The organism is Micromonospora sp. H61 (assembly GCF_018070325.1).
Lineage (GTDB): Bacteria > Actinomycetota > Actinomycetes > Mycobacteriales > Micromonosporaceae > Micromonospora > Micromonospora salmantinae.
Genome location: NZ_JAGPXY010000007.1, coordinates 26,335 through 43,221 on the forward strand (window position 1 = coordinate 26,335; position 16,887 = coordinate 43,221).

15 protein-coding genes are annotated in these 16,887 nt (G+C 70.6%); 11 read left to right on the forward strand and 4 right to left on the reverse strand.

The window, feature by feature from the left end; genetic code table 11:
* The first annotated feature begins 51 nt into the window (after positions 1 to 51).
* A complete protein-coding gene (locus tag KBX08_RS06025; RefSeq protein WP_210781582.1) occupies positions 52 to 2,283 on the forward strand; it encodes a hypothetical protein in 2,232 nt (743 codons plus the stop codon).
* 9 nt (positions 2,284 to 2,292) lie between these two features.
* On the opposite strand, the gene KBX08_RS06030 is transcribed toward KBX08_RS06025, so the two are convergent.
* The gene (locus KBX08_RS06030) at positions 2,293 to 3,048 is read right to left on the reverse strand and encodes an SDR family oxidoreductase (protein ID WP_210781584.1); all 756 of its coding nucleotides are present in this window, start codon (positions 3,046 to 3,048) and stop codon (positions 2,293 to 2,295) included.
* 119 nt (positions 3,049 to 3,167) lie between these two features.
* On the opposite strand from KBX08_RS06030, the gene KBX08_RS06035 reads away from it, so the two are divergent.
* Complete coding sequence (locus KBX08_RS06035; protein WP_238689583.1) at positions 3,168 to 3,821, forward strand: class I SAM-dependent methyltransferase; 654 nt, start codon at positions 3,168 to 3,170, stop codon at positions 3,819 to 3,821.
* 313 nt (positions 3,822 to 4,134) lie between these two features.
* Positions 4,135 to 5,229 carry an ice-binding family protein gene (locus KBX08_RS06040; RefSeq protein WP_238689582.1) on the forward strand — a complete coding sequence of 365 codons (1,095 nt, stop codon included), beginning with the start codon at positions 4,135 to 4,137 and terminating at the stop codon, positions 5,227 to 5,229.
* 248 nt (positions 5,230 to 5,477) lie between these two features.
* Here KBX08_RS06040 and KBX08_RS06045 read toward each other — a convergent pair whose 3' ends face one another.
* Complete coding sequence (locus KBX08_RS06045) at positions 5,478 to 6,008, reverse strand: adenylate kinase (protein ID WP_210781588.1); 531 nt, start codon at positions 6,006 to 6,008, stop codon at positions 5,478 to 5,480.
* Between the two features lie 202 nt (positions 6,009 to 6,210).
* On the opposite strand from KBX08_RS06045, the gene KBX08_RS06050 reads away from it, so the two are divergent.
* Both KBX08_RS06050 and prfH read left to right on the forward strand, forming a co-directional pair.
* The gene (locus KBX08_RS06050; RefSeq protein ID WP_210781590.1) at positions 6,211 to 7,368 is read left to right on the forward strand and encodes an RNA ligase RtcB family protein; all 1,158 of its coding nucleotides are present in this window, start codon (positions 6,211 to 6,213) and stop codon (positions 7,366 to 7,368) included.
* Complete coding sequence (prfH, locus tag KBX08_RS06055) at positions 7,365 to 7,982, forward strand: peptide chain release factor H (RefSeq protein ID WP_210781592.1); 618 nt, start codon at positions 7,365 to 7,367, stop codon at positions 7,980 to 7,982. The genes KBX08_RS06050 and prfH overlap by 4 nt, the downstream gene beginning before the upstream one ends.
* A gap of 16 nt (positions 7,983 to 7,998) precedes the next feature.
* Here prfH and KBX08_RS06060 read toward each other — a convergent pair whose 3' ends face one another.
* A complete protein-coding gene (locus KBX08_RS06060; RefSeq protein ID WP_210781594.1) occupies positions 7,999 to 8,904 on the reverse strand; it encodes an alpha/beta fold hydrolase in 906 nt (301 codons plus the stop codon).
* Positions 8,905 to 9,066: 162 nt separating this feature from the next.
* On the opposite strand from KBX08_RS06060, the gene KBX08_RS34620 reads away from it, so the two are divergent.
* From KBX08_RS34620 to KBX08_RS06080, 4 genes are all read left to right on the forward strand, one after another.
* The gene (locus tag KBX08_RS34620; protein WP_210781596.1) at positions 9,067 to 10,437 is read left to right on the forward strand and encodes a bacterial Ig-like domain-containing protein; all 1,371 of its coding nucleotides are present in this window, start codon (positions 9,067 to 9,069) and stop codon (positions 10,435 to 10,437) included.
* Between the two features lie 23 nt (positions 10,438 to 10,460).
* Positions 10,461 to 11,291, forward strand: a complete 831-nt coding sequence (locus KBX08_RS06070; protein ID WP_210781598.1) for a PIG-L family deacetylase — start codon at positions 10,461 to 10,463, stop codon at positions 11,289 to 11,291.
* A 354-nt stretch (positions 11,292 to 11,645) separates the two neighbouring features.
* Positions 11,646 to 12,839, forward strand: coding sequence for an endo-1,4-beta-xylanase (locus KBX08_RS06075; RefSeq protein WP_210781600.1), 1,194 nt, complete (start codon positions 11,646 to 11,648; stop codon positions 12,837 to 12,839).
* 190 nt (positions 12,840 to 13,029) lie between these two features.
* Positions 13,030 to 13,371, forward strand: coding sequence for a helix-turn-helix transcriptional regulator (locus KBX08_RS06080; protein WP_112585316.1), 342 nt, complete (start codon positions 13,030 to 13,032; stop codon positions 13,369 to 13,371).
* A 21-nt stretch (positions 13,372 to 13,392) separates the two neighbouring features.
* On the opposite strand, the gene argS is transcribed toward KBX08_RS06080, so the two are convergent.
* Positions 13,393 to 15,111: an arginine--tRNA ligase gene (argS, locus tag KBX08_RS06085; protein WP_210781663.1), complete on the reverse strand. Its 1,719-nt coding sequence runs from the start codon at positions 15,109 to 15,111 to the stop codon at positions 13,393 to 13,395.
* Between the two features lie 345 nt (positions 15,112 to 15,456).
* Between argS and KBX08_RS06090 the strand changes: the two genes are divergently transcribed.
* Both KBX08_RS06090 and KBX08_RS06095 read left to right on the forward strand, forming a co-directional pair.
* Positions 15,457 to 16,212, forward strand: a complete 756-nt coding sequence (locus tag KBX08_RS06090; RefSeq protein ID WP_210781601.1) for a hypothetical protein — start codon at positions 15,457 to 15,459, stop codon at positions 16,210 to 16,212.
* A gap of 183 nt (positions 16,213 to 16,395) precedes the next feature.
* Positions 16,396 to 16,884: a nitroreductase/quinone reductase family protein gene (locus KBX08_RS06095; protein WP_210781602.1), complete on the forward strand. Its 489-nt coding sequence runs from the start codon at positions 16,396 to 16,398 to the stop codon at positions 16,882 to 16,884.
* Positions 16,885 to 16,887 lie beyond the last annotated feature (3 nt).

A 16,887-nucleotide genomic window follows, 5' to 3' on the forward strand; every position in this document is an offset into this window, starting at 1 on the left:
GGGACAACGGCTGCGAGACGCCTCGGGGGGACATCGGATGGATCAGCGCGGTTGAGCGGGCCGGACGACTCCGGTGACGTCGTGGAGCTACGGGTGCACGGAGTCTCCGGCGCGAGCGCCGCACAGGTGCTGAACCTGCAACAGATCGGGCAGGTCGCCGGTGACCGCAATGGCGGGTTCTACCGGCCGCGCCCCCGAAACTCCGACAGCACCGGCGCGCACGGGGTGACGCTTGAGGCGTACCGCTGGGGTGACCTGCCGTCCGGGACCGTGGCCCGCACCCTGGCGGTGGTCTTCCTGCTCCCCTTCATGCTTGTCAACGTCGCGATCTGGATGCGCCCGGCGAACCCGAGTTCCGAGGCGACGGTCAAGTCCCTGTGCCGGCTGCTGGCGCTCACCCTCACCGTGTTGTACGTGCTCGCCATCGCCGGCGTCGCCCTGGACCTCGTCGGTTGGAAGTGCCTGGCCTCGCCGGACTGCCTGGCCGGACGCAGTTGGTTGTCCTGGTTGGGTGGACGGCCGGTCGGACTGCGGCTGGCGGTGCTCGCGCTGGTCCCGGCCGCCGCGATCGGCCTGATCTGGCGGGTCAGCTGCCGTCCCGGGCGGACCTTCGAGGCGTTCCGGGCACCCGATCAGGGCAGCTCCACGTCTCGGCTCGGCACTGTCGGTCAGTGGGACGCCGAGCCGCTGGTGGGCCGGTTGCGCGCCATCCACGTCGCCGCGGCCTTCGCGACGCTGGATCTCGTCCTGCTGCTGGCCCGGGGCGCCGGTGACGCCTCGCCGGCCACGATCGCGCTGACGGCGATCACGGGGGTGGTCCTGACGGGCTGCGTGGGGCTGCTCTGCACACCGCCGCTGATGGACCGGGCCCCCGGCGACCAGCGGCTCGACCGGGTCACCCGCACCCTCCGGACCGCTGCCATCGTGCTGACCGTGGTCGTCGTGGCACACGTGTCGACCAGCTCGCAACCCTGGCCTGAGGAGCGGGAACTCCCCGGCTACGACTCGACGCTGACTGCTCTGTTCGTGGCGCAGACGACGCTGTTGGCCGCCCTCGGCGTGGTGCTGCTCTGGCACCGGAGCCGGGAACACGGCGCCACCCCGCTGTTCGGACTGGGCGCTCTCGTTGTCGCCGCCACCGGGATCAGCATGGCGGTGGCGTACTCCGCCGAACTGGTCTACCGGGTGGCGGACTTCCTGGACCGCGACGTACCGACCGGAGCGGGCATCGCCTCCGGCCCACCCCGCGCCTACACCTGGGCGATCTTCGGCTTCTTCCGGGCGGTGCTGGTCACCGCGATCATCGCCGTCCTCGTCATCCTGATCTCCCGCCGGAGTCGACGTCGGGCCGCGGCGGCGATAGTCGCGCGCGACTTCCCGGACCCGCCGGCCGAGGCAGGACCCCGGCTGCGGCAGATCCGAGACGCGATAGCCCGGGCTCGCTTCACCGAGAAGCTGGTGCCGTTGGCAGTGCTCTACGGTTGCCTCGCCGGAATCGGCACGGCCACCACCACCATCGGCCTGCTCGGGCAGGTCCCGAGCGACGTGCTCGAGCGGAACATCGGATTGCCGGCGGGCGCGATCACGTTCGCCATCGCGTTCGGTAGCTGGGTGATCGCGGCGATCATCCTCGGCCTGATCATCGGCGGCATCTTCGCGTACCGGACCGAGCCGTACCGCCGCCACATCGGTGTCCTCTGGGACCTCGGCACCTTCTGGCCCCGGGCCGCCCACCCGTTCGCGCCGCCCTGCTACTCCGAGCGGGCGGTGCCGGAACTGGCCCGCCGGATCACCTACCTCGTCGAGCGCGGCGACGCGGTGCTGCTCACCGGGCACAGCCACGGGTCGGTTCTGCTCGCCGCCACGGTGCTCCAACTGCCGCCGCAGGTCGGTGACCGGGTCGCCCTGCTCACCCACGGATCGCCGCTGCGCCGCCTCTACGCACGGCTCTTCCCCGCGTACGTCGACGACGCGGCACTGCACGAGATCGGCCGGCGGGTGGGTTGGCGCTGGGTGAACCTGTGGCGCGACACGGACCCGATCGGTGGCTGGATCTTCTCGCCGCGTCCCGCACCCGCGCCGGCCACCACTGGTGACCCGGCCGCCGCTGTGGATCGTCGACAGCGTGACCCCCGTGACGTGGTGACACCCCCCGGGGACAGCGTCGCCCCATCCATCCACGGGCACTGGCCGGGCGAGTCCGACGAGCCGTTCACCGAGGCGGTACGGGAGTTGGTGCAGCGCCTCGGTGGGCGGGCCGGTCCGCCCGGGACGCCGGGGTAGCAGGCCGGCTCAGTGTCCCCGGCCCGCCCGGGCACGCCAGTCGTCCAGGGCGATGCCGGCGAGGCGGGCACCGTCCGCCGGGACGAGCGAGCGTTCGCCCAGCTTGGCGCCGAAGTACCGGGCGTCGGGGTCGGCCACCACCGAACGACGGTCCTGTTGGTCGGCGAGGAGGGATCGGCCCAGTTCGTCGAGGCGGAACTGCTCCGGGCCGGCGACCTCGACCACGGAGTTCGTCGGCGCGCCGAGCACGACCTCGGCGACCGCGGCCGCGACGTCGTCCGCGGCCATCGGCTGAATGAGCACCGGTGCGAGGTGCACGGTGTCGCCGTCCGTGGCGGTGTCGATGATGCCCTGGAGGAACTCGAAGAACTGGGTGGCATGCACCACCGAGTACGGGAGTCCGGACGCGACGATGAGCCTCTCCTGGGCGACCTTCGCGCGCATGTACCCGCTGTCCGGGATCCGGTCGCACCCCACGATGGAGAGCGCCACGTAGTGGTTCACCCCGGCGTCCGACGCGGCGGCGAGGAGCGTCCGGGTCGAGGTCTCGAAGAACTCCAGTACGGCGGCGTCCTCGAACGACGGCGAGTTCGACACGTCGACGACGACCTCGGCGTCGGTGAGCGCACCGGCCACTCCCTCACCGGTCAGGGTGTTCACGCCGGTCTTCGGCGATGCCGGCACCGCCTCGTGGCCCTGGGCGCCGAGGCGGTCCACGAGCTTGGAGCCGATGAGGCCGCTGCCCCCGATGACGACGATCTTCATGGTCGCACCACGTCCTGTCTGCACTGGGTTGAATCGTGCTGCCAACCAGTAAGACGGAAAGCGTGCGCGGATGCAGGACAATCGCCAGAGAACAGTTCGACGGAGATCAGGAGGTCGACGTGGCCACGGTGTCCCACCCGGTGTTCGCTCGGGTCTACGAGCGGCTCAGCGTCGCCATGGACCGCGCCGGCACGGCGGCGTTCCGCCGCGACCTGGTCGCCGGCCTCTCCGGGCGGGTGATCGAGATCGGCGCGGGCAACGGGCGAATGTTCGCCCACTACCCGCCGGGGGTGACAGAGGTCCTCGCTGTCGAACCGGAGCGGCGTCTGCGTGCCGCTGCCGAGCGCGCCGCGGCGGCCGCGCCGGTTCCGGTCACTGTCGTCGACGGTCTGGCCGAGGCGCTGCCCGCCGGGGACGGCGAATTCGACGCGGCGGTGGTCGCGTTGGTGTTGTGCACAGTGCCCGATCAGGTGAGCGCGTTGGCCGAGATCAGCCGGGCGCTGCGCCCCGGGGGCCAGGTGCGGTTCTTCGAGCACGTGGCCGCCGAGGAGACCACCGGCCTGCACCGCGCCCAACGACTTCTCGACGCCACACTGTGGCCGAAGCTGTTCGCCGGCTGCCACACCAACCGCGACACCGTCGCCGCCATCGGGGCGGCCGGCTTCGAAGTGGAGCAGCTGCGCAGGTTCCGTTTCCCGGCCACCAGCAACAGCCCCTCCTCCCCCTGCGTCCTCGGCCGCGCGGTCAGGCCGGTCCCGACGGTCCGGCGATAGGCCGAGATCAGCTCGACCGCTTCACCGCCCCACCCGCCCGTCGCGGAAGCGGCGAACAAGAACGCGAAGGTCGATCCAGTTCAGATAGTTACCATCCGGCTATTGTCCCATTCTGCTCTCATTTGAACACCTGACGTGATGTGGTGGTCAGCGCGCTCATCGGCGCCTTACAGGCCGTATCACGCAGGACGCCACTCGCTGGCCGTCTCCTGCGAGTAGTACCCACGGAGGGTGTTCTGTGACAGCTAAACCCAAGAATTGGCTACGGCGGCGAGTTGTCCTGCCGTCGCTCGCGGCTGGCGCAGCCGCCGCAGTGGCAGCCAGCCTGCTGCTCTTCAGCTCGACCGCCGCGAACGCGCAGGAAGCACCGGTCAACCTGGGGACGGCGGCCGACTTCTCCGTCCTGGCCGGAGCGGAGCCCACAAACACCGGCCCCAGCTTCCTGGCCCAGAGCCTCGGGCGCTTCCCCGGAAACACCGCGTCCGGCTTCGAAACGGCAACCATCGGCGGCGAGATCCACCTCGGCGACGCGGTCGCGCTCCAAGCTCAGAGCGACCTGACCATCGCCTTCAACGACGCCGCCGGCCGGACCCCGTTCACCATCCTCCCGGCGGAGCTGGGTGGCAACACGCTCAACGAAGGGGTCTACCGGATCGGGGCCGCCCAACTGACCGGACCGTTGACGCTCAACGGCCAGGGCGACCCGTCGGCCGTGTTCATCTTCCAGGTCGACTCCTCGCTGACAACGGCGTCGAACAGCAGCGTCGTCCTGATCAACGGTGCTTCGGCCTGCAACGTCTTCTGGAAGATCGGCAGCTCGGCGACGATCGGTACCGGCACCACCTTCGTGGGCACCATCATGGCCCAGGCCGCGATCACGATGGCCACGGGCGCGACCCTCCAGGGCCGCGCGCTGGCGCGCACCGAGGCCGTCACCCTCGACACCAACGTCATCACCGCACCTAACTGCGCCGGGCCGACGGGACCACCCGGACCGACCGGCCCGCCCGGGCCCACCGGTCCGCCCGGCCCGTCCGGTCCACCCGGCAGCCCCGGCGCACCCGGCAGTCCAGGAGCACCGGGTAGCCCGGGAGCACCCGGCAGTCCAGGAGCACCGGGTAGCCCGGGAGCACCTGGCGCACCAGGTAGCCCGGGAGCCCCCGGAGCACCGGGTAGCCCCGGCGCACCCGGTCCGTCCGGACCTCCCGGAGCACCCGGTGCACCTGGCAGCCCCGGTGCACCCGGCAGCCCTGGCGCACCCGGTCGACCTGGTGGCGGCGGCAAGCACCCCATCCTGCCGGTAACCGGCAGCGGTACGGTCCCGGCCATGACCGGCGTCGGAGGTGTGATGGTCGTGCTGGGCGCTGTCGCGTTCTTCCTGGCCCGGCGTCGACGCCTGGAGTCCTGATCGGTGGCCCGGCCGGTGTGATCCCGGCCGGGCCACGTCAAGTCGTCGGCCCGCCCCCCCGGGGTGCGGGCGCACGACGCGTTCGCCATGGACGGTCAGTCGACAAGCCCCAGCTCGCGCATGGCTTCGTCCTCCCGCTCGTGGGACAGGTGGAGCAGAATCTGGCGCCGGGGGTCACCGAGGCGCACCACGTAGGTCTGTGCGAACTGCGCGCTGCCAGCCTCGCTCGGCGCAGTGTTCGCGCGGCATCAGCGGCGGGGCAGCCCGGCCAGCCAGACGTCCAGCTCCGCTGGGGAGCGCAGTAACACCACTGGCGGCGCGGACGGATCGGCCTGCCAGGCCCGCATCCGCCGTCGGGCCCGGCCGAACGCGGTGACGTGCCACACCAGGATCGAGTCCGGGGACAGCACACTGCTCAGCGACTCGCGGTTGCCGTTGCAGATCACCTCGCCGGTGATCACCCGGCGGACGGTGCGGCGAAGCAACCGCCCGAACGAACGCCATCGTGGATAGTCCAGGCCGACGACAAGGTCGGCGCGGGCCATCGGAACGTCCCGCCAGCCGTGGTACGCCCCGTCGATGATCCAGCGGTCCCGTCGGCAGACCTCCTCGATCCGGCTGCGTTGCTGGGCGACCGGCACCTCGACCCAGCCCGGTCGCCAGAGCAGATCGTCCACCGGATACCAGGGCACTCCGAGGTGTTCGGCCAACCGCGCAGCGAGGGTGGACTTGCCGGAGCCGTACACCCCGTAGACCAGGATGCGACGCGGTGCGCTCATCGCGGCAGCGTACGTCGTGAAGGAAAATCGGTTGTCGTGCCTGGCGCGTCTCGGCCAGAGTGACGTCCATGACGTACTGACGGACTCCACCCCCTGCTCCGCGCCACCGGTGATGCCTCCCGGGGGCCGTGACGCCGTCCGCTTTCACGTTCGCAGCCAGAGATGAGCCCCCTTGTCCCAGCACCACCTCCCTCGGGAGCCCATGCCCCCGTCCGCCCCGGCCACCGTCACGGTGTTCGCCTCCCCGGCGAGCTGGATCGAGTCCGATGCGCTCACACAGTGCCAACAGGTCGCCGCCCTGGACGGCATGCGGCACGTCGCCGCGATGCCGGACCTGCATCCCGGCAAGGGCGCGCCCATCGGCGCGGCCATGGCGTCGACAGTGCTGTACCCGTTCCTGGTGGGTTCCGACATCGGCTGCGGCATCGCCGTGTTTCCCATCAAGCTCAAGCGGGCCGTACCGGAACGGCTCGCCGCCCGGTTCCCCGACCTCGACCAGGCGCTCGACCCGGTACGCGACGCCGACGACCCCGCCTGGGCCGCCGTCGACTGTGCCGTTCCGGCCGGTCACCTCGACGGTCTCGGGACGGTGGGCCGGGGCAACCACTTCGTGGAGCTGGCCCGCGTCGACACCGTCTTCGACGTACGGCACGCGGGCCGGCTCGGGCTCGACGCGGGCGATCTCGTGCTGATCGTGCACAGCGGTTCCCGTGGTCTGGGCGAGCGGATCCTGCGGGCGCACACCGAGGTCCACGGCGCCGGGGCGGCGCCCGACCCCGCCGCCTACCTGGGCATGCACGACGACGCCGTGCGCTGGGGATCGCTCAACCGCCGGGTGCTGGCCGCCCGGGTGGCGCACGCGTTGGGGGCCGAGCCCACCGCGCCGATCGTCGACCAGTGCCACAACCTGGTCGAGGTCCGGGACGGGGTCTACCTGCACCGCAAGGGCGCGGCACCGGGTGACGGGCGCGATGTCCTGATCGCCGGTACCCGGGGAACGGCGTCCTACCTGGTGGCCGCGCACGCCGGGCCGGAGGCCAACCATTCGGTGGCCCACGGCGCTGGCCGCAAGATGTCGCGCGCCGACGCCCTGCGGCGGAGCCGGGCCAAACACACGGTCGAGGAGCTACGCCGTACCCCGGTGGGTTCGCTGGTGGTGTGCGGTGACCGACAGTTGCTCTTCGAGGAGGCGCCCACGGCGTACAAGCGCATCGAGCAGGTGATCGCCGACCTGGTCGAACATCGGCTGGCCACCCCGGTGGTCAGCACGACGCCAGTGGTCACCTACAAGACGCCCGACCTCGGTTCCGCCGCCCGGCCGGACCGGCGGGGCCACCGCGGCCGGCGAGGCCGCTCGTGAGCGCGTTCCTGCTGTTGTCGGCCGGGCGTGGGCCCCAGGAGTGCGCCTGGGCACTGAGTCAACTGCTGCACCGCCTGCGGGGCGAGGGCGTCCGCCGAGGTCTGACGATCCAGCAGGTTGAGGCGGTTCCCGGTGACCGCGCCGGCACCTACCGGTCGGTGCTGATCCGGATCTCCGGCGTCGACGCCGAGGCGTTCGCGGCCTCGTGGACCGGGACGCTGTGCTGGCAGGCCCCGAGCCCGTACCGGTCGGGCATCGGCCGGAAGAACTGGTACGTCACCGCCCAGCCGCCCGAACGCGACGCTCGGCCGACGACGTTCCGCGAGGTGGACATCGACATCGTCGCCTGCCGCACCGGCGGGCCGGGTGGTCAGCACCGGAACAAGGCCAGCACGGCGGTACGCGCGACGCACCGCCCCTCGGGCCTGGTGGTCGTGGTCGACGAGGAGCGGCAGTTCAGCCTCAACCGCCGGATCGCCCTGGACCTGCTGCGCCAGCGCATCGAGCAGGGCGACGTGGCGGCGCGGCGTGCCGTCACCACCGCCCGGTGGCGCATCCACGACGAGCTGGTTCGCGGCGATCCGGTGCGGGTGGAACGTCCGACGCACCGGTGACCGGCAGTCCAGCGACTCAGACCTGCAGCACCGCGTCCGCGAATGCCTGCGGCGCCTCCTGCGGCAGGTTGTGCCCGACACCGCCCCCGACGGTCCGGTGCTCGTACGGGCCGGTGAACTGCTTGCCGTAGACGGTGGGCTCCAGGTGCGGCGCACCGTTGGCGTCCCCCTCCAGGGAGATGCTGGGCACCGTGATTTTCGGCTTAGCGGCCAGGCGCTCCTCGATCTGCGCGTACTGCGGCTCGCCGTCGGCGAGAGCCAGCCGCCAGCGGTAGTTGTGGATGACGATGTCGACGTGGTCGGGGTTGTCGAACGCCGCCGCGCTGCGGTCGAACGTCGCGTCGTCGAACGTCCATCTGGGCGACGCGGTGTGCCAGATCAGCTTCGCGAAGTCGCGCCGGTTCTTGTCGTACCCTTCCCGACCGCGCTCGGTGGCGAAGTAGTACTGGTACCACCACGCGAACTCCGCCTTCGGCGGCAACGGGACCGTGCCCGACTTCTGCCCGTCGATCAGGTAACCGCTCACGGAGACCAGACCTCGGCAGCGTTCGGGCCACAGCGCGGCGACGACATCGGCGGTCCGCGCGCCCCAGTCGAACCCGGCGAGCTTCGCGGTGTCGATGTCCAGGGCGTCCAGCAGAGCGATGAGGTCGAGCCCCATCGCCGCCGGTTCGCCGTTTCGCATGGTGTCGTCGGAGAGGAACCGGGTCGTGCCGTAGCCCCGCAGGTACGGGACGACGACCCGCTGGCCGGCGGCGGTGAGCAACGGCACGACGTCGGCGAAGCTGTGGATGTCGTAGGGCCACCCGTGCAGGAGGATCACCGCGTCCCCGTCGGGCGGCCCGGCGTCCACGTATCCGACGTTCAGCACACCGGCCTCGACCTGTCGCAGGTCGGTGAACCCGCCAGCGGCCCTTGCCATCGACTTCTCCCCGCGTCCGGACCTGCTCGGATGTGCCGATCACGCCCGAATCTAACGACCTGCCCGGAGCCTGAGCACCGTTCGCACAAGGACCGCTCGACGGATGCCGAGCTGGGTAAAATGCCAGCTCCGGCGAGTCCAGTGGCGGCGGAAGGTGATCGGGTGACACAGACCGAGCAACGCCCCGGGGCCGCACTCGCCCCGTTCTCGCGCTACGGCATGGTCAACTTCGCCCGATCCAACAGCCACCGGGGGCAACAGCTCTACAGTGCCGCGAGCATCGGAAACGATCCGACCAGTTGGGCCGCCGTCAACGACGGGCAGGCGGTGCTCCGGTCCCGCACTGGCATGCACGCCCTCCGCGACCCGTCCATCGTCCGCTCCCCGGAGGGGGACAGGTTCTACCTCGTCGCCACGGATCTGAACGTCGACGGCCGGGCGTACGGGTGGCGTGGCTGGGACTGGGCGCAGAGCGGCGCGAGCCGGCACATCGAGGTGTGGGAGTCCATCGACCTGCGGACCTGGTCCGAGCAGCGACACGTGCTGGTGGCCCCGGAAGAGGCAGGCATGGCGTTCGCCCCGGAGGCCATCTGGGACGAGTCGATCGGCGCCTACGTCGTCTACTGGACCTCGTCGGTGTACGCCTCCGGCACGTACTACACACCGGATCGCACCGATCCGCGTGGCCGCTTCCCGCTCACCCGGAACCAGACCCTCTACAGCACCACGCGGGACTTCGTCACATTCACTCCAGCGCAGGTGATGTGCGGCCGGCCGCACCACGGGACGCTGGACGCGGTGATCATCCGAGACGACACGGACGGGTCGTACCACCGCTTCGTCTGCGACCGGACGGCCACCGGCGTCGGGGTCACACCGTACGTCCCCGGGTGCGGCTCGCAGGACATCTATCAGGAGCGGTCGACCGCCATCCTCGCTCCGCCGGACGACTGGGCGCTGGTGGCGAGCTGCATCACCCACCGGACGATGAACACCACCTACGCCGAAGCGCCGATGGTGGTCAAGGCGAACCCCGGTGACGTACGCGGACCGGGCTACTACCTCTGGGCCGACCAGATCTGGGCCGGGTCGCCCTCCGGTGAGCCCCTGGAGGAACAGTTGCACCCGTACTGGAGCGCGGACCTCGCGTCGGGCGACTGGACGCCGATCGACTGGAGTCGGAAGCCCGCATACGACCTGGCGAACGGCGTGCTGCGCCACGGGACCGTCTTCGCCCTCACCCAGGCGGAACATGCCGCGCTGCGGGGCGCCGACCTGACGAGCGTCGCGGTGCGGATCCCACGGACCAGGACCACGTACGCCGTCGGCGAGCCCCTCGACCGCACGGGTCTCGTGGTCACGGCCGACTACACCGACGGGCTGCGGGACGAGGTACTGGCGCACGGCCACGGCGGGTACACGGTCTCGGGGTACGACCCCACCACCGCAGGTGTGCAGACCATCAATGTGTCGTACTCGGTGGTCGGTGTGACGAGGACCGCCTCGTTCCCGGTGGAGGTTGTGGGGCCGTAGCGGGATGACCGTAGGGTGATGGCATGGCTGAGCGACCTCTGACCCTGATGGCGGTGCACGCCCACCCCGACGACGAGGCGACGAGCACCGGCGGCGTGCTTGCCCGCTATGCCGCCGAGGGGGTCACCACAGTGCTCGTGACCTGCACCGACGGGCGATGTGGGGACGGCCCCGGTGGGGTCAAGCCGGGCGATGAGGGGCACGACCCGGCCGCGGTGGTGGCGATGCGCCAGGCCGAGCTGGAGGCCAGCTGCGCCACGCTGAACGTCACCCACCTGGAGACCCTCGGCTACGCCGACTCCGGGATGATGGGCTGGCCCACCAACGACCTGCCTGGCGCGTTCTGGACGACGCCGGTGGCGGAGGCGGCGGCCCGGCTCGCCGAGCTGATTCGGCGGTACCAGCCGGACGTGATCGTCACGTACGACGAGAACGGTTTCTACGGCCACCCGGACCACATCCAGGCCCATCGGATCACCATGGCCGCCGTCGAGCAGACGGACGTTCCGGCGAAGGTCTACTGGACCACGGTGCCGCGTACGGCGTTCGCGGAGTTCGGCCGGATCATGAAGGAGCTCGGCGTCGAGTGGGCCGATCCGGACGCGGCGGCGGAGCCGGGGCCGCAGCTCGGCCTGCCCGACGACGAGATCACCACCTGGGTCGACACGAGCAAGTACGGCGCGCAGAAGTTCGACGCGCTGGCCACGCACGCCAGTCAGACCGAGAACATCTTCTTCCTGCAACTGGGCCAGGAGCGGTTCACCGAGTTGATGGGCGTGGAGACCTTCGTGCGGGTCCAGGACCGGACGGGCGCGCCGACCCCCGAGGACGACCTCTTCGCCGGTCTGCGCTGACCACTCTTCCGTAGCGCCACCAGGCATCGTCGGCCACCGGGTCGACGATGCCTGGTGGCGTGCGCCGCGATGACCTCACCACGCGAACCGGTCGCCGGTCGCCGGTCGCCGGTCGCCGGTCGCCGAAAGTTTCGACCGCCAGCTGCTCGGCGCTGGGCAGGTCATGTGATGAATTTCCGGAAGTTTTCAGCGTTGACGCCCAGACATAGATCGGCTTAACGTTTCGAGCAAGTTTCCGGTTTCCGACCGGAACTACCGGCGTCACCCCACCAGCTCGCGTCTCCACCCGACCAATACCGCACCCTCACCTCCTAGATCGACATCTATCTATTGATCGTCTGGAAGGGAAGGCACATGAAGTTGAGACAGTGGTCGACCGTCGGCCTGGTCGCCGTCGCGACCATCGCCACACTGAACACGGTGCCGGCGACCGCGAGTCGGCCGTACGACCCCACGACCCAGAGCCTCGGTACCCTCGGCCTGCGCCACGGCCTGCACGTCGGCACTGCGGTCAACATGGACGCCCTCAACGACGCCAGCGACCCGCAGTACCGCAAACTGGCCTCCGCCGAGTTCGCCTCGGTCACCGCCGAGAACGTGATGAAGTGGGAGAGCCTGGAGCCGACCCGCGGCGCCTACAACTGGGCGCCGGCCGACGAGTTCGTCGACTTCGCCAAGCGCAACCGGCAGAGCGTGCGCGGTCACGTGCTGGTCTGGCACAACCAGTTGCCCGCCTGGTTGACCAGCGGCGTCGCCGACGGCTCCATCAGCAAGCAGGAGTTGCGCGAGCTGCTGCGCAAGCACATCACCACAGTCGTGAACCGCTACAAGGGCAAGATCTGGCAGTGGGACGTGGTCAACGAGGCGGTCAGCGACCCGTGGGACACCCCGTCGACCCTGCACTACAAGGGCTTCTGGGCGCAGAACCTCGGGCCCGGCTACATCGCCGACGCGTTCCGCTGGGCGCGGGCCGCCGACCCGAAGGCCCTGCTGTTCTACAACGACTACAACATCGAGGCGTTCGGCTCGGGCAACCCGGCGGACGACAAGACCCAGTTCGTGTACGACATGACCAAGAGCCTGCGCGCCCAGGGCGTCCCGATCGACGGCGTCGGCTCCCAGGGTCACCTGGGCACCCAGTACGGCAACTTCGACACCCTCCAGGTGACCGCCGCGCTGAAGAAGTTCGGTGGGCTCGGTGTGGCGACCGCGTTCACCGAGGTCGACGTCCGCAGCCAGCTGACGGAAGGCGTCCAGGCTGGCAACTCGGAGGAGATCAACCCCCGGCTCCAGGCGTCGGCCGCGAACTTCAGCGTGCTGATGAAGGCGTGCCTCGCCGTGCGGAGCTGCCTGTCGTACACGGTCTGGGGTTTCAGTGACAACCATTCGTGGGTGCCGGGCTGGTTCGACGACCCGCCGGAGGGCCTGGCCACCATCTACGACGAGAACTACCAGCCCAAGCGGGCATACCAGGAGTTGAAGTCCGACCTGATCTTCGCAGGGCCGCCGTACGTCCTGCCCCGCATCGCACCCAGACCTCGCCGCTGACGCCCAGGGCCGTGTGGAGCTTCCCGAAGCTCCACACGGCCCGTGTGCCACCACGGACGTCGACGGTCGACTCACGTTCGGTGGTTCCGCTGTCGCCATCCGGACGCCATCGGAGGGCTGGTGCCGGATCTGCCGGTTTATTGATGGTGTTGGTGTCACTATGGCAGGCGTGGGAACTGCGAAAACTGCCATGCCTGCGATCTCGCCGCTCACCGGCGATCCCATCAAGCGGGCCGATGCCGAGCGGCTAGCGGGGGTGCTGAAGGCCTTCGCCGATCCGGCGCGACTCCGGTTGCTCAGCCTGATCCAGTCCGCGCCAGAAGGTGAGGCGTCAGTGAGTGACCTCACCGCGGCGCTCAATCTCTCCCAGCCGACGGTGAGTCATCACCTTCGGATCCTCACCGAGGCCGGCCTACTCGAACGCGACAAGCGCGGGGTCTGGGCGTACTACCGCCTGGTGCCCGCCGCGATCGCGCAGATCGCCGACCTGTTGACGCCGCCCCGGAAGCGGGCGACGAAGCGGGCCCGCTGACCGGGCCGGAAGGCCGGCTCGTCACATCCGCTCCACTGTGCGGATGCCCAGCAGGTGCAGCCCCTGCCGCAGGGTCCGGGCGGTCAGCTCGGCCAGCAGCAGCCGGCTCTCCCGCAGCTGGTCCGTGGCACGCAACACCGGACAGCGCTCGTAGAACGCGTTGAACGCTGTCGCGAGTCGGTGCAGGTAACCGGCGAGCTGATGGAACTCGAGACTCCGCTCCAGCTCGCCGACCACCCCGGCGAAGCCGAGCAGCTCGACCGCGAGCGCCCGCTCCGCCGGCTGCGCCACCACGATGGGGGCGTCCGGCCGCACGGCGGTCCCGGCCCGCCGCAGCACTGACCGGATCCGGGCGTACGCGTACTGCAGGTAGGGCGCGGTGTTGCCGTCCAGCGCCAACATCCGCTCCCAGTCCAGGACGTAGTCCTTGGTCCGGTCGACGGACAGGTCGGCGTACTTGATGGCGCCGATGCCCACCGCGCGGCCGATCTCGTCGGCGGTCCCGGCGTCCAGATCCGGGTTCCTGCTCCGGGCCAGGTCGGTGGCACGGGCGACCGCCTCCTCCAACAGCCCGACCAGCTTCACCGACTCACCGGCCCGGCTGCGCAGCATCCGCCCGTCGGTGCCGAGGATGGACCCGAAGCCCAGGTGCTCGGCCCGGGCCGGCGGGCAGAGCCAGCCGGCCGCCTCGGCGACGGCGAACACCATCGCGAAGTGCTGCCGCTGCGGTAGGCCGACGACGTACAGCAGCCGGGTGGCGCCGAGTTCGCCGACGCGCTGCCGCAGCGCGGCCAGGTCGGTGGCCGGATAGCCGTACCCACCGTCGCTCTTGCGCACGATCAGCGGCAACGGCTCGCCGTCCCGGCCGGTGAACCCGGGCGGAAAGACGCACTCGGCCCCACCGCTGGGCAGCAGCAGCCCCAGCTGGTCCAGGTCGTCGACGACGTCCGCGAGCAGGTCGTTGTAGGCGCTCTCGCCCCGAAAGTCGGCACCGGACAACGTCACGTCGAGCAGGTCGTACACGGTCAGGAAGTACCGCTCGGACTGCGTCACCAGCAGCCGCCACAACCGGCGGGTCCGCTCGTCACCGCCCTGCAACGCGACCACCCGCAGCCGCGACCGTTCCTGGAACGCCTCGTCGGCGTCGAACTTCACCCGGGCCGCCCGGTAGAAGGTGTCCAGGTCCCCCATCGACAGGTTCTGCGCGGCTTCGGCCTCACCGAGGTCGATCAGGTGCTCGATCAGCATGCCGAACGGTGTCCCCCAGTCACCCAGGTGGTTGACCCGCACCACCCGGTGCCCGAGCCAGTCCAGCAGCCGCACCGCAGCATCACCGATGACAGTGGAGCGGAGGTGCCCGACGTGCATCTCCTTCGCCACGTTGGGCGCCGAGTAGTCGACCACCACGGTCTGCGGCGTCGCCGTCGGCGGCACGCCGAGCCGGGCGTCACCGGCCAGCCCGGATACCAGGTCGGCCAGGGCCCGGTCGGCAACCGTCAGATTGAGGAAGCCAGGCCCGGAGACCTCCGCCAACACGCCGACGTCGTCGAGCACCGCGTGCGCCAGCACCGCCGCGGCGATGTCGCGCGGCGGGCGGCCGAGCCGCCGGGCCAGCGCCAGCGCCGCGTCGGACTGGAAGTCCGCACGTGGAGACCGCCGCACCAGCGGGTCGACCGGGCTGCCGGCCACCGCCGCGAACGCCGGTGCCAGCCGGTCGGACAACAACTTTTCAAGATCCATCAGTACGCCGATCTCGCTCGGACCCACGCTGCCACGCGAGCCGTTGACGGGGAGATACGGGCGGACCGAGGACGACCAGCGAACGACCGGCGGCTCGATCCGCCGGTCGCAGGAAACAGGTCAGCGCGGGCGGGCGACGGATCGCCGGCGTCGCCCCGCACCGACCTGGACGTCATACGACAGTCCGGTGCACTGAGCGATCACGCTGGTCATGCGGGGCAGCCTAGCGGCCCGGCCGACCCGACGACACAGAAATTCCGTGGTCCGGCCGATGCCCGAGGCGCCACGTGGTCGTTTCGGTCGACTCGGGGCAGGGAACTTCCTCGGGACAGACGAGGGGTGATGATGAGCCGATACACAGCACTGCCGATGGCCCGTACGCGACGCGCGCTCGCGCTGCTCGGCACCGTCGCACTGGCCGCTGCCTGCACCGCCACCGAGGATCCGCCCGGCTCTGCCCCGGCGACCACCGCACCGGCCACCGCGTCGGCGTCAGCGCCCCCGACAGATCCGCCATCGCCGAGCGCGAGCACCCCGGTGACCATCCCGACCTCGGCCTTCGTCGAGTTGCCCGCCGAGCTGCGGAAGTCTCCGCGACGGACGACGCCCGTCGAGGAGGCACTGCCAAAGCTGTGCGGCAACGAGTTCGGCACCGGCGGCCGGCAGGTCACCGCGAGCGCCGCGATGACAGTCACCTACCAGAAGGCCGGCGAGCCCGCCAGCAACGTGCCCCAGGGGATGATCCACCAGACCATCTTCACCTTCGACGGCGACGGCGCCTCGGGTTACCTGGGCCGGCTCCGCACCGGCGTGCAGGCGTGCCCCTCCTACGACCAGTCCGGAAACCGCGTCACCGTCAAGAGTCAGGCGCTGCCCGGGGTCGGCGACGAGGCGCTGCTGCTGACCCGGACGTGGCCCGAGACGAGCCTGAACGGCGAACGCACCGGCGGCACCGCGTCCAGCCAGATCGCTGTGGCCCGCGTCGACAGCACGGTGACGGTCTTCGACGACCAGGGGTGGGAGGGCACCAGCGGCAACCCCGCCATCCTGGACCGGGTCGTCCGCGACGGCGTCCGCGCCATCGACGCCTGGCAGGGGTGATCCACCCACCCGCCACCGGCGCGGGGCTCCACCGATCGGTTCCATCCTCGGTCGAATCATGGACACCTGGACGCGAGTCACGCTCGCGCCGGGAGACTTGGGGATCACGGTCCACAGTGGCGGGGTGCGCCCGCGGAAACCAGCCACCCGGACCATCAGCGTTGGTCGGTGGAGGAGGTCGTCATGTCGGACGCTCAGGGAACAAAGGCGCCGTGGCTCCCGCCACGGTGGTTCATCCGGCTGGCCTGGTCGGTGCACCGGGGCCTGTACCGGGTCTCCGGCAGCCGGGTCGGGCTGTGGCGACCCCGCGAGACCCGCTGGGGCACCCTGCGGCTGACCACGACCGGACGCCGCACCGGCCAGCAGCGCAGCGTCATTCTCGCGTACTTCGAGGATGGCCCGAACCTGGTCGGGGTGGCGATGAACGGGTGGGGCGAGGGCGCTCCCGCCTGGTGGCTCAACCTCCAGGCGCACCCGGACGCGTCAGTCGATCTGGTCGACGGGCGGCGGCTGGTGCGCGGTCGCGCCGCCACCGACGACGAGCGGTCGCGCCTGTGGCCACGCTGGCGCGAGGCCGACAAGAACTTCGACGCCCACGCCGCACGGCGATCGTCGGAAACCACAGTGGTGGTGCTGGAGCCCAGATCGGATAGCGACGCCCCGGTGCAATGACGC